The sequence below is a fragment of the Kurthia huakuii LAM0618 genome, from assembly GCF_000505545.1.
Lineage (GTDB): Bacteria > Bacillota > Bacilli > Bacillales_A > Planococcaceae > Kurthia > Kurthia huakuii.
Genome location: NZ_AYTB01000015.1, coordinates 251,736 through 264,966 on the forward strand (window position 1 = coordinate 251,736; position 13,231 = coordinate 264,966).

The 13,231-nt window shown below is 38.5% G+C and carries 13 protein-coding genes; 10 read left to right on the top strand and 3 right to left on the bottom strand.

Annotated elements, in window-relative coordinates; translation table 11 throughout:
• The first annotated feature begins 84 nt into the window (after positions 1-84).
• The 5 genes from lpdA to V514_RS0113040 are packed head-to-tail and all read left to right on the top strand — an operon-like array spanning position 85 to position 5,466.
• Positions 85-1,443, top strand: coding sequence for a dihydrolipoyl dehydrogenase (gene lpdA / locus V514_RS0113020; protein ID WP_035944822.1), 1,359 nt, complete (start codon positions 85-87; stop codon positions 1,441-1,443).
• An 18-nt stretch (positions 1,444-1,461) separates the two neighbouring features.
• Positions 1,462-2,430, top strand: coding sequence for a thiamine pyrophosphate-dependent dehydrogenase E1 component subunit alpha (locus V514_RS0113025; protein WP_029500361.1), 969 nt, complete (start codon positions 1,462-1,464; stop codon positions 2,428-2,430).
• A 12-nt stretch (positions 2,431-2,442) separates the two neighbouring features.
• Positions 2,443-3,477: an alpha-ketoacid dehydrogenase subunit beta gene (locus V514_RS0113030; RefSeq protein ID WP_456073049.1), complete on the top strand. Its 1,035-nt coding sequence runs from the start codon at positions 2,443-2,445 to the stop codon at positions 3,475-3,477.
• Positions 3,478-3,489: 12 nt separating this feature from the next.
• The gene (locus V514_RS0113035; protein WP_029500363.1) at positions 3,490-4,671 is read left to right on the top strand and encodes a dihydrolipoamide acetyltransferase family protein; all 1,182 of its coding nucleotides are present in this window, start codon (positions 3,490-3,492) and stop codon (positions 4,669-4,671) included.
• Positions 4,672-4,689: 18 nt separating this feature from the next.
• Positions 4,690-5,466 carry an acetoin reductase gene (locus tag V514_RS0113040; RefSeq protein ID WP_029500364.1) on the top strand — a complete coding sequence of 259 codons (777 nt, stop codon included), beginning with the start codon at positions 4,690-4,692 and terminating at the stop codon, positions 5,464-5,466.
• Positions 5,467-5,670: 204 nt separating this feature from the next.
• Here the strand turns inward: V514_RS0113040 and V514_RS0113045 are convergent, their stop codons facing one another.
• Entirely contained in the window at positions 5,671-6,540 is an 870-nt protein-coding gene (locus V514_RS0113045) for a hypothetical protein (RefSeq protein WP_029500365.1), read from the bottom strand.
• A gap of 339 nt (positions 6,541-6,879) precedes the next feature.
• Between V514_RS0113045 and trhO the strand changes: the two genes are divergently transcribed.
• Positions 6,880-7,833: an oxygen-dependent tRNA uridine(34) hydroxylase TrhO gene (gene trhO, locus V514_RS0113050; RefSeq protein ID WP_029500366.1), complete on the top strand. Its 954-nt coding sequence runs from the start codon at positions 6,880-6,882 to the stop codon at positions 7,831-7,833.
• 211 nt (positions 7,834-8,044) lie between these two features.
• The gene (locus V514_RS0113055; RefSeq protein ID WP_029500367.1) at positions 8,045-8,455 is read left to right on the top strand and encodes an acyl-CoA thioesterase; all 411 of its coding nucleotides are present in this window, start codon (positions 8,045-8,047) and stop codon (positions 8,453-8,455) included.
• 56 nt (positions 8,456-8,511) lie between these two features.
• On the opposite strand, the gene V514_RS0113060 is transcribed toward V514_RS0113055, so the two are convergent.
• Positions 8,512-9,606, bottom strand: coding sequence for a metallophosphoesterase (locus tag V514_RS0113060; RefSeq protein WP_029500368.1), 1,095 nt, complete (start codon positions 9,604-9,606; stop codon positions 8,512-8,514).
• 179 nt (positions 9,607-9,785) lie between these two features.
• Here V514_RS0113060 and V514_RS0113065 point away from each other — a divergent pair, with 179 nt between their 5' ends.
• Genes V514_RS0113065 through V514_RS0113075 form a run of 3 tightly spaced genes read left to right on the top strand, consistent with a single transcriptional unit; the run spans position 9,786 to position 12,032 of the window.
• Positions 9,786-10,130, top strand: coding sequence for an ArsR/SmtB family transcription factor (locus V514_RS0113065; RefSeq protein ID WP_029500369.1), 345 nt, complete (start codon positions 9,786-9,788; stop codon positions 10,128-10,130).
• Positions 10,127-11,773 carry a SulP family inorganic anion transporter gene (locus V514_RS0113070; RefSeq protein WP_029500370.1) on the top strand — a complete coding sequence of 549 codons (1,647 nt, stop codon included), beginning with the start codon at positions 10,127-10,129 and terminating at the stop codon, positions 11,771-11,773. The genes V514_RS0113065 and V514_RS0113070 overlap by 4 nt, the downstream gene beginning before the upstream one ends.
• A gap of 40 nt (positions 11,774-11,813) precedes the next feature.
• A complete protein-coding gene (locus V514_RS0113075) occupies positions 11,814-12,032 on the top strand; it encodes a hypothetical protein (RefSeq protein WP_029500371.1) in 219 nt (72 codons plus the stop codon).
• A gap of 116 nt (positions 12,033-12,148) precedes the next feature.
• Here the strand turns inward: V514_RS0113075 and V514_RS0113080 are convergent, their stop codons facing one another.
• Positions 12,149-13,231 carry a GGDEF domain-containing protein gene (locus tag V514_RS0113080; RefSeq protein ID WP_029500372.1) on the bottom strand — a complete coding sequence of 361 codons (1,083 nt, stop codon included), beginning with the start codon at positions 13,229-13,231 and terminating at the stop codon, positions 12,149-12,151.

A 13,231-nucleotide genomic window follows, 5' to 3' on the forward strand; every position in this document is an offset into this window, starting at 1 on the left:
TATTTGCATCAATAAAAAGTGCCGCTATGACGGCATTTTTGAAGTTGGCATACTTTTTGCATAAAGAAAGGTGTAGGCAAAAGAATGGAGGGGGTAGCAGTGAAGCATTATGATTTAGTCGTCATTGGCGCAGGTCCAGGAGGGTATGTCGCAGCAATCAAGGCCGCACAAATAGGGATGCGCGTGGCCGTCGTCGAGAAAAAGAGCATCGGCGGTACATGTCTCAATGTCGGCTGTATACCATCAAAAGCGTATTTGAAACATGCAGAGTGGCTTTTATCGATGAAAGAGGCACAAGCATTTGGGATTGAGCATACGCTTGGAGCTATTCATTTTGAACAATTGGTTGCGCGAAAAGATGGCGTCGTCGCATCGCTACAAGGTGGTATTCATCATTTATTTAAGAAAAATGAAATCGCTTACTTTGAAGGAGAGGCAACAGTGACGCGCGACAAAATGATTCAAGTTGGCGCGACACATCTTACGGCGGACAAAATCTTGCTAGCGACGGGGAGTACGCCGTTTGTCCCGCCGATTTCAGGAATTGAGCAAGCACCGTATCATACGACCGATACGTTTTTTGATATGACGACACTACCTGACAAGCTCGTTATTATCGGTGGCGGTGTGATTGCTGTCGAGCTTGCCTTTGCGATGGCACCGCTTGGAGTAGCCGTGACGCTATTAGAAGTAGCACCCGATATTTTATTAACGGAAGAACAAGCAGTGCGCACCTTACTGAAAAAGAAATTGCAAGCACTCGATTGTAACGTGCATACAAATGTACAAATCAATCAAATCTCAGCAAAGGACGTGCAAACATCTGTCGGTACCTTTACTTTTGATGAATTACTTGTTGCAACAGGGCGCAAGGCAAATTTGACACTTGCCGAACAGCTTAGCTTAAAGTCGGAGCGCTTTATTGAGGTCAATGCTAACTATGAAACATCAATGCCAGGTGTTTATGCGATTGGGGATGCGATTGGTGGCTACATGTTAGCTCATGCAGCGAGTGCAGAAGGCTTGCATGCTGTCGCACATATGGCAGGGGAAAATCCGGCGCCACTCCAGCAAACACTGATCCCGCGCTGCATTTATACGACGCCAGAAGTGGCAAGCTTTGGATTAAGTGAGGAAGAAGCAAAAAATAATGGCTATGATGTTCGCGTCAGCAGTATGCCGTTTAGCATGATTGGAAAGGCCATTGCGACGAATGAAACTGAGGGTTTCGTCAAAATTATTTCTGAAACGACATACAATGAAATTTTAGGGGCAGTTATCGTTGGAGCGCATGCGACCGAGATGATTCATACGATTATCGCCGTTAAAAAAGCAGAAGGTTGTGTAGATGAACTAGCTGATTTGGCATTTGGTCATCCAAGTTTATCAGAGCTGACCGGCGAAGTGGCAAATAGTCTTATTTCACAAGCAATACACGGATAATGACAAGGAGGAATTACGATGAAAAAATTGACAAAACAAAAAGCGGCATGGATTTATGAAAAAATGAATGATATTCGCAATTTTGAGGATGAAGTACATCGCATTTTCACGAGTGGAGAGATTCCAGGATTCGTCCATTTATATGCAGGAGAAGAAGCGGTTGCAACTGGCGTTTGTGCGCATTTAACAGACGCAGATTATATTACGAGTACGCACCGCGGACATGGGCACTGTATTGCCAAGGGCTGTGATTTAAATGGCATGATGGCAGAAATTTACGGAAAGGAAACAGGATTATGTAAAGGAAAGGGTGGCTCGATGCATATTGCCGACATCGATAAAGGTATGCTTGGCGCAAATGGCATGGTTGGTGGTGGGTTCCCGATTGCGGTAGGTGCAGGACTTCGCAACCAATACTTAAAAACCGATAGTGTTGTTGTCTGTTTCTTCGGCGATGGTGCCGCAAATGAGGGTGGTTTCCACGAAGGCATTAATATGGCAGCAATTTGGAAACTTCCAGTAGTTTTTGTTTGTGAAAATAATATGTTTGCGGAATCGACACCTCAATCTTATTCTTCTGCATCAAAAACGATTGCGCAGCGTGCGGCAGCGTATGATATTCCGGGCGTAAAAGTTGATGGGATGAATTTGCAAGAAGTGTATGATGCCGCAGGAGAAGCGGTGGAGCGAGCGCGTAAAGGCGAAGGTCCGACATTAATTGAGTGCTTCACGTATCGTAAATATGGTCACTTTGAAGGCGATGAGCAAAAGTATAAAGCAAAAGAAGGTCCTGAAAAAGAACATGCGGATACCGATTGCATTGAGTTATTCCGTAAGCAAGCCATTGATGAGCGTTTATTAACAGTAAAGCAGGCAGATGACATTGAAGAAAAATCACGGCAAGATGTGGCAGCGGCCATTCAATTTGCGGAGGACAGCCCGGTGCCACGCCCAGAAGCATTACTAGAAGATGTATACGTAGACTAATAAAAGGAGTGAATGGACATGACAAGAAAAATTACATTTATGCAGGCGATTAATGAGGCTTTGGACCAATCAATGGATCGTGATAACAACGTGATTTTACTCGGTGAAGATATCGCAGGTGGTGCAACAATCGATCATTTAGGCAATGAAGGTGCATGGGGTGGCGTATTCGGCGTGACGAAAGGGCTTGTCGAAAAACATGGTCGCGAGCGCGTCATTGATACACCGATTTCTGAAATGGGCTATATGGGTGCCGCAGTCGGTGCTGCAGCGACAGGATTACGTCCGGTGCCAGAATTAATGTTTAATGACTTTATCGGCTTCTGTTTCGATACATTACTCGCGCAAGGCTCGAAAATGCGTTATATGTTCGGCGGTAAGGCAAAAATCCCAATGACAGTGCGTACATGTCATGGTGCTGGTGCGTCGGCAGCAGCACAGCATTCAGGCTCATACTACGGCATGTTAGGCTCTATTCCAGGGATTAAAGTCGTTGTCCCATCAAATCCATACGATGCAAAAGGGCTGTTAAATGCGGCAATTGAAGATGATAATATCGTCATTTTCTCAGAAGATAAAACGTTATATGGCATTAAAGATGAAGTGCCAGAGGATTATTACACAGTCGAAATCGGCAAAGCTAAAGTAAAGCGCGAGGGTAGCGACTTAACAATCGTGACTATCGGAAAAATGCTCTATGTTGCAAATGAAGTAGCCGATACACTTGAAAAAGAAGGCATTAGCGTGGAAGTCATTGACCTTGTCACTGCCGCTCCGTGGGACCAAGAAACCATCATTAGCTCCGTAAAGAAAACAGGACGTTTAATTATTATTGATGAGGCGAATCCACATAATAATACGGCAACCGATATTTCAGCTGTTGTTGCAAATAAGGCATTTGATTACTTAGATGGACCTATTAAATGTGTCTGCGCACCAAATACACCCGTACCATTTGCGACAAATTTAGAACAGTTATATTTACCAAATAAAGACAAAGTGTTAGATGTAGCGAGTGAATTAATTGAAGATTTAAAAAAATCGTAGGGTGGTGATCGTATGGCAACAGCAATTTTAATGCCAAAACTTGGCTTAACAATGACAGAAGGTACTGTTGATACATGGTATAAACAACCAGGAGATTCCGTTGAAAAAGGTGAGGTCATCGCGACAATTAGCTCGGAGAAATTAACGCATGATGTCGAAGCACCAGAGGCGGGGGTTCTCCAAATTGTGACTGAAGAAGCAGGAGAACAATTATGTAAGGAGCCGATTGGCTATATTGGTGAAGCAGGCGAGCAGATGCCGAGCATAGAAGAAGCAGCTGCTCCTATAGAGAAAGAACACGCGCCAGAAGTTACGAAGTCGGCACAAGCACCAGCACGAAAAGAAGGTGTGCGCATTTTCATTACGCCAATTGCACGTAAAATTGCAGCAGAGCGAGGCTATGACTATACGCAAATTCCTGGCACCGGTGGGAATGGGCGTATTACGCGTCGTGACGTCGAAAACTATGTGCCAACTGTCGCAGCACCAACTCAGGCTACGATGAATGCGGGCGAGGGATTAAGTGGTATGCGTAAAGTCATTGCAAAACGGATGCATGCAAGTCTTCATGAGACAGCACAAGTAACGTTACATCGTAAAGCGAATATGACGGCGCTCATGAAATTCCGCGAGAAAATGAAGAAAAAATTAGGCGAGGATGGCAAGGCAGCACTTAGCATTAATGTACTGCTGGCGCGTGCAGTTGTACTTGCATTGAAGGAGCATCCTGAAATGAATGCAGCCTATGCAAACGGTGAACATATTAAGCAAGAAGTGATTCATCTTGGCATGGCAGTCGCAGTAGACGCGGGACTGATTGTGCCTGTGATGCGCGATGCTACAAATCAATCGCTAACAGAGCTAGCAGAGAATTTGCAAAATGTAACAGCAGGAGCACGTAATAATACGCTTAGTAGTGAGTTATTAAGTGGTTCAACATTTACAATTTCGAATCTTGGACAGGCTGGCGTGGAATATTTTACACCGATTTTAAATACACCAGAAGTCGGTATTTTAGGTGTTGGCGCAATGACCGCGAAGTTAGTCTTTAATAAAAAAGGTAAAGTGAAAGAACAGCAAGAATTACCACTAAGCTTAACATTTGATCATCAAGTTGTAGATGGTGCGCCGGCTGGTGAGTTTTTACAAACGATTTGTGAGAATTTAGAAAATCCTTATAAATTAATCTTTTAAATGAAAGGAGGCATTTAAATGTCAAAAGTTGCTATTATTACGGGTTCTGCTGGAGGGCTAGGTAGAGGGATTGCAGAACAACTTATTCAAGATGGCTTTCGCGTTGTTTTACATGATATTAGTGAAGCGTTATTGAATAAAACAGTTAAAGAATTACAAGAACAAGGCGCTGATGTTATCGGGGTAGCAGGAGATGTAGCAAAACGTGCAGATCAATTTCATGTCGTCGAAAGAGCAGTAGAAGCATTTGGACAACTTGATGTTTTCGTCAATAATGCGGGTATTGATGCGGTTACACCTTTTTTAGAAATTGATGAAACAGAATTAAATCGAGTCTTTGCGATTAATGTGAATGGCGTTGTTTTCGGTACACAAGCAGCGGCCCAGCAATTTATCAAGCAAGGGACAAAAGGAAAAATTATTAATGCATGTAGTATTGCGGGTCATGAATCATATGAGATGTTATCAACTTATTCAGCTTCTAAACATGCAGTACGTTCATTTACGCACGCCTCCTCAAAAGAATTAGCAAAACATGATATTACAGTTAACGCCTATTGTCCAGGCGTGGCAAAAACGAAAATGTGGGATCGTATTGATAAAGAAATGGTTCGTCATAGTGAAGGTACACTGCAAATTGGTGAAGCTTTTGAAAAATTTTCAGAAGGTATTTCACTAGGTCGTTACCAAATTCCAGAAGATGTAGGGAATCTTGTAACCTTCCTTGCATCGGACAAAGCAGATTATATTACGGGGCAAGCGATTATTACAGATGGTGGACTTGTCTATCGTTAGTTTATTCATAATAAAAATCCGTGTCAGCACATATGGCTAGCACGGATTTTTACGTTTCATTAATAGAGGAAACATTGCATAATTGGAAACGAAAAGAGCTTTATGAAGTCTCGCGTAATAGCCAAACCACAGCTATTCAACATTTATCGATAGTTAGTAACATTAAACGAATTCGTTTCTTATGTTAATTAAACGCCGAAATATTTATTTCTTTACTAATTTATAGCCACGCACCCAGCCATATTCATGTGAATCTTTAATTTTTATATACACATATACTTTCCCTTTATACGTCACTTCTTTTTGCATATAAACAACAGCTCCTCTTTCTAACGGGTCTGTTGTATAGTCTAAATCGATAGAAGGACCATAACTTGTGAAGACTTCTGTTTCACTGGCTGTCACATAAGGTGTTTTTTGGATATTTTTGCTGTATGTTTTAGTAGAATTAATTGATACTTTTTTCAATAATGTTTCCGGAATGTAGCCAATGTAAGCATGGTATGCTGCATCGCTTACTTTTACATATGTTTTTCCATCAATTATACGTTTTCCTAAAATAATAAGACGTTCACCTTTCGCAACTACATTGTTTTCGCTTTGCACAGTGCCAAAGCGATAATCTTCGCGCAAGTTATAGTTTTTCGTTGCGAAGTATTGCGGAACAATACTGTAATCACGATTATCATTTAGTTTTTTATAGGCGCCATATGTATGTGTAACACCTTTGAAATGACTTGCTTTTACATAACCCGAATAGACGCGTGTATCATCTTGTTCGCCCCATAATAAATCTTCCAAATCGGCATTGTAATTTGTAAATTTAACTTTGTAGTATGTCGTACCTTTGATTTTTAAGGTTTTGACAACGTGTATGTATTGTCCTTTAGGAACTTTAACCGCTACTGTATTTAACGCTGTAGAATCATAAATAGCTGTTGTTTTTAGTGCTTTATATTGCACAGATGTTTGATTTTTAGTAGCTGCTTGCGCTGTTGTGTCCACACTGAACGGCGCAATTGTTGATGTGACAAGCGCTGTAGCAAGTAGCGCTGTTCCAACCCATTTTTTCATAATAGAACCCCTCTTCTCTAAAAATTACCAAATATAATAAAATTCTATCATTCAAGCAGTAAATTCAGTAAGAGTAAAAAGATGTAAAAAAATATTTAGTTTTTAAATAAAAAAGACTACTGGCATTTTAAATTATGTATGATACTTGCTAGTTCTTGATTTTTGTACGATTTTTTCTCACTGTGCGTGAAAAAAAGATAGATTCGCCTTTTTTTCTTTGCTTTTCTGCGTTAAAAGACGTAAAATTAGTAATACAGTGCATTTTTTAAGAAAATCACTGTGCAGTACTTAATACCTAATTATATCCTGCAAATATATCAGATAGGTGGAAGAAATTTTATGAATTATCGCGTTTTATTGTATTATCATTACACAACAATTGAGGATCCTGCGGCATTCTCACAACAACATTTAGCAGCTTGTAAAGAAATCGGCTTAAAAGGTCGTATTTTAGTTGCAACAGAAGGAATCAACGGTACAGTTTCAGGTACAGTTGAACAAACAGATGCTTATATGGAAATGATGAAAGCAGATCCAGTATTTAATGGTATTGTTTTCAAAATTGACGAATCAGAAACACATGCATTCAAAAAAATGCACGTGCGTCCTCGTCCTGAACTTGTAAACTTAGGATTAGGCGAAGATGTAAATCCGCTTGAATTAACAGGTCGTCATTTATCACCAGAAGACTTTTTAGAAGAAATGAAACGAGAAGATACAGTCGTACTTGATGTGCGTAACACATATGAATATGATGTGGGGCATTTCCGCGGGGCAATTCGTCCAGATGTTGAGACTTTCCGTGATACACCTGAGTGGGTACGCGAAAATCGTCATTTATTTGAAGGTAAAAACGTGTTAACGTATTGCACAGGCGGTATTCGTTGTGAAAAATTCTCAGGTTGGATGAAGCGTGAAGGTTTTGGTGACGTTGGTCAACTTCACGGTGGCGTTGCAACATATGGGAAAGATGAAACAACAAAAGGCCAACTTTGGGATGGCCAAATGTATGTGTTTGATGAGCGTTTAACGGTTCCAATCAATCATGTTGAGCATGTTGTGATTGGACGAGATCATTTTGATGATACACCTTGTGAACGTTACATTAACTGTGCAAATCCAGAATGTAATAAACAAATTTTAGCATCAGCAGAAAATGAAGCGAAGCACTTAGGTGGTTGTACAATCGAATGTACAAAACATGAGCGCAACCGTTATATCGTGCGTCACAATCTTTCAGAAGAACAAGTGACGGCAGCGATTGAAGCATTAGAAGCTGAAACAGTAAAATAAGTTATATATGAGAGGTTAGGGAGATATTCCCTAACCTCTTTTGTTTAATAATATACATGTTTACACGTAAACATAATTAGCTATGTATAAAATGACTTGTATGAAAAAATTATGATAAACTATGTTTGTGATTGGCCAAGAATTATCGTCATTTTACGATAATTTAAAATAGGTCGTTTTCTGCGTTAATCAGATGTTGTACGAGGAGGATATGATGAAAAAAACATTAGTAGCTGAACTTGATTTTCGTGTAAATGTATATGATATTGATGCGATGGGTATTGTGAGTAATATTGTTTACATTCGTTGGTTTGAAGATTTGCGTATGGCTTATTTGGATGCTAATTTTCCATATAAAGAATTAATGGAAGAACAAATTTCGCCAATCATTATGAACACAGAGGCAGCTTATAAGGAGCCCGTGACGATTTATGACCATCCGATTGGGCGTTGCTGGATGACAGCAGTTGGTGGCTCTAGTTGGGAGATGGCGTTTGAAATTTCTAGTGGCGACCGTATTCATTGTACCGGCATACAAAAAGGTTGTTTTTACGACGTAGCGAAAAAACGTGTTACAAGAATGCCAGCACGTTTAGCAAATCCATTTAAAGACAAGGTTTAACCATTTTATGAATAGGCTTGAAGATGATAAAAGAGGCTGGAATTATTCCAGCCTCTTTATTGTGGTTTAACGGTGACGATGACATATTCAGAATGATGTTCAGTGCGTATTGGATATCCCCACCCGGCAATACCAGAGGAAACGATTTGTTGCATATTTGACCATTTCTTTTCACCATAGCTCACGTTCCCCATTAACTCAATAACATATCCAGCAGGCCAAATTTGTCCCGCATGCGTATGCCCAGACATCATTAAATCGACGCCTAATTGATTGTTTTCAGTTGTTTCAACAGGCTGGTGATCTAGCATAAGTGAAAAATCAGTTTTATCAACTTTTTTCATTAGTTCAGCAGCACTTTTACGCGGTGCGAGCGATAAATCACGGCGACCAATCAACGTAAAGTGCTTATCGATTGGCGTAACAGTATCATCTAAAATATGAATATTATTACGTGTTATCGCAGCGTCAAGTTGTTTTTTTGAATAATTTTTATCGTTCGTATAATTCGATTCATCGTGATTGCCATAGACAAAATACGTGCCGAAGCGACTATCAATCGTGCCAAGTACATCAAATGCCATCTGCAATTCATCTAACGTTGTATGCTCATCAACGAGGTCGCCACCGAGTAAGACGATATCAGGCTTTTGCTGCTCGATTTCGCGGGCATATTTTTCAAGTCCTTTACGATATAGTGTTAGGCCCGTATGCAAATCCGAAATGAAGGCAATTTTATAACCAACTGCAGGAATCGCTTTTGACGTTTCAATCGTATAGGTTGTTTTTATAGGGTGATGAATATTGTAGTAACCATAGCTAATTATACAAGCCGTTGCGAGAAGTGGAATGAGCGTAATATGATGCAGTGTTGCTACTTTTTTTGGAAGCCATTTGCGTGTTAGTAAATATAAGATGTCGCAAACAATCGCGAATGACGCAATGTGCAAGACAATAATAAGCCAGGAGCTAAAGAAGTTAAATGTTGGCACCATGACAAGAATGGCTAAAATAATCGCTGTAATACGCAGACGTTTGACGCTTTTTTGTGGGAAAAAGACATGCAGTGCTCGGCGGATTAAAACGTAGATATAATACGCGAGAGATAGCATGATAATTAGAAAGACAATAAGTGCCAATGCAAAATTCATACGAAATACCTCAAACTTTCTTTTAATGGTCTTTTCAATATAGCAAATATTATAGAAGGTTGTCTGAAATAACCCCTCATTGATGAAGAAAAATCGGCTAATAGGACAACTTGACTTTGTAGGCGCATTGCTTATAATTAACATATTCAAATATTTGAATATGTTAATGAGGTGATGAATTGGGAAATGACGTACATCAATTTAAAACAGACTTTTTTAAAGCATTAGCGCATCCTTTGCGCATTAGAATTTTAGAAATTCTTTCAGAAGGTGAAAAAAACGTCAATGAGATTCGTGAACTAGTAAATAAAGAAGGGTCGAGTGTCTCGCAACAATTAAGTATTTTGCGTTCTAAAAACATTGTGACGGGAACGAAAAAAGGAAAATTTGTCGTATATTCTTTGAGTGATCCAATGATTGCGGATTTATTGCTTGTAGCAAAGGAAATTTTTAATAATCATCTTATCAATACGATGTCGATGTTAGAAGGGTTTGATGAACAAGAAAAGAGCTCATCACAATGAATAAATTTTTTCTAAATCGTTTTCATAATTATTCTTTTAAAAAATTACAACAAGATAGTTTAGCAGGGATTATCGTTGGTATTGTCGCTATTCCTTTAGCCATGTCTTTTGCGATTGCTTCAGGAGTTAAGCCTGAATACGGTATTTACACGGCATGTATCGCTGGAATAATGATTGCATTATTTGGCGGTTCTAAATATCAAATTGGTGGACCGACTGGCGCATTTGTCCCGGTATTATTAGGTATTGTACTAGTATATGGTTATGCGGATTTATTATTAGCGGGGCTACTTGCGGGTATTTTGCTCTGCATTATGAGCTTTTTCAAATTAGGCAACTTAATTAAATTTATACCTAAACCCGTCATCTTAGGCTTCACAACAGGTATCGCTGTAATTATTTTTATTGGACAAATTCCAAACTTTTTAGGATTAACAGATTTAAAAAAACATGAACAAGTTGTCGACAATGTAGCAGAAATTTTGCACCATATCACGAGTACAAATTTATTGAATGTGTGCATTGCATTATTAAGCTTCGCGATAATTATTATAATTTCAAAATATGCTCCAAAAATTCCATCTACACTTGCAGGGATTCTCATCTCAACAATTGTTGTCGTATTATTTTTTGAAAACCAATTGCCTACTATTGGTAGCGTTTATGGAGAAATTTCTAGTGAATTACCAAGTTTTCATGTCCCAGAAATAACAATGGAGCGTCTACAACGCTTAATAGGGCCGGCCATTGTCATTGCGTTATTAGGTGCTATTGAATCTCTTTTATCAGCGGTTGTCGCAGATGAAATGACGAAAACAAAACATCATAGTAATCGAGAGTTATTTGGTCAAGGTGTTGCAAATATCGTAACGCCGCTCTTTGGAGGAATACCGGCAACAGGTGCGATTGCTCGAACTGCCACCAATATAAGAAGCGGTGCAGTGTCTCCAATATCTGGTATTGTGCACAGTGTCTTTGTGTTGCTTGTATTAGTCGTATTTGCGCCGTATGCAGCGCTTATTCCACTTGCAAGTATGGCGCCCATTTTGATGATTGTCGCGTGGAATATGAGTGAACAAAAACAATTTTTCCGAATTGCAAAACGTAAAGATAGTGAAACAATCGTCTTAGTAACGACTTTTTTACTGACGGTATTTACAAGTTTAACGACTGCCGTAGCGGTTGGAATCGGTTTAGGGATTTTATTATTTGCTAAAAGAATGGGGAATGCTTTAACGGTTTCCAAAATGTTACCTCATCATGAAACAGATGATGATAAACTATCAGCAGAAATGTTAACGCAACTTCGCAATGATGCTAAAATTAGCATTTTAACATTAGAAGGTCCATTGTTTTTCTTAGCCACACAGAAGCTAGAAAAGCAGCTTCTAACGGTTTATAAAGAACAACCCAAAGTGGTGATTCTTAAAATGAACAAAGTTCCGTTCATTGATTTGTCAGCAGAAGCAACATTTAAAGAAATGATTACTTATGCAATCGAAAATAATATTACAGTTATGCTGACAGGTATTACAAAGTCGTTAGAAAAAGATTTAGCACATACCGATATCGTGGATGTAGTTGGTAATCGGCAGATTTTTAAACAAGTAACAGATGCTGTTGACGCTGCATTAAAATCCTAATTATGTGTATAAATCTAGTTGGGGAAAGGGGTAAATGGATATGGGAATTGATCGGTATTTAACGTTTAGAGAAGCGGTAGACCGATGGCAAATTACGGATTATAAATTGAATCAAAAATTATCGAATAAAGTGATCATTGAACGTGCGTTAGACGAGAAAATGGTTAAACGATATCAGCGTGATGGCGAAAAAAGAATTTATTGGATTATTTCTGTAAAGTTTATGGAAAAATGGTTTGGGCTTGAACCAGCAATTTAAGAATATGTATGAAGCAATCGAAATTAAACCATCTTCTTTCGGCATTATACCGGAAAAAGATGGTTTAATTTTGTTTGAAAATATATTAAAAGAATATCCGCATGTAGTTGACCTTGTTATACGTAGTAAACAGAAATTTGATTTCGGCCATTACGTTTGCTTGCATATAAAGCCATATCAGCAGTCATCTTCAACGTATTAATGTCGTTATTTTCAGATGACGAAAAACAAACGCCAATAGAACAAGTGAGATGCAAATTATTAATAAATTTAATGTCGCCAAGTTCTTGCGATAACTGATTTAAAAATTGTAATATTTCTTCAGATGATTTATTTGTCGTTAACAACGCAAATTCTTCGCCACCAACGCGGCAATATAATTCAATATTATTTTGTTGAGCGTGTTCTTTTAATAAATAACTAAACTTTTTTAAGACCGTATCACCATAATCATGACCATATGTATCATTAATTTTTTTGAAAAAATCCAAGTCGATCATGACACAGCAAAGCGGATGAACCAATAAAGTTTTGCGCTTTAACTGCGTCGTGTACATCTCCCAAAAACGATAATTTTTAAGACCTGTTAGAGAATCTGTAAGACTGTCATGTAAATATTTTGTTTTTTTAGTAAAGGTGCTAATGACATCTTGAATAAGCAACGAAAATAAGATGCTTGCCAATAAATTACCAATTAAAAAAACAGTGACACTTTTTACAATTGTCAGTGTTTCGGCGTTATACGCATATAAATTAACACATAAAATACCGCACACTAATAGGCTGCTTAAAAAATTGATGATTAGTAATTTTAATAGTTGATTTTCAATATATTTTGTTACGTAAGGCATCACAAAATATAAAAATAATCCAAGTATCCAAGTACCATAAAAGGCAATGATAGAACTATCATTTATGCCAAATAAAAATCGTGAAAATGCTACTAACGGTGTAATGATAAATAAACTTTTTCTATCATAATATAGACAAAGTATAATGAATGGCAAATGTCGTAAATCCATAAATACCGTCGTCGTTAATTGCACATGAAATTCCATTAACACAATACTCACGAGACTCCAGCCAATCCCAGCATATATATAGCGATGCGTTGTAGCTATTTTTCTAAATGTTATACTTATTAGTAAATAAGATAGTGTAAAAGCAATGCACAAATTAATGATTAAACTTGAAATCAT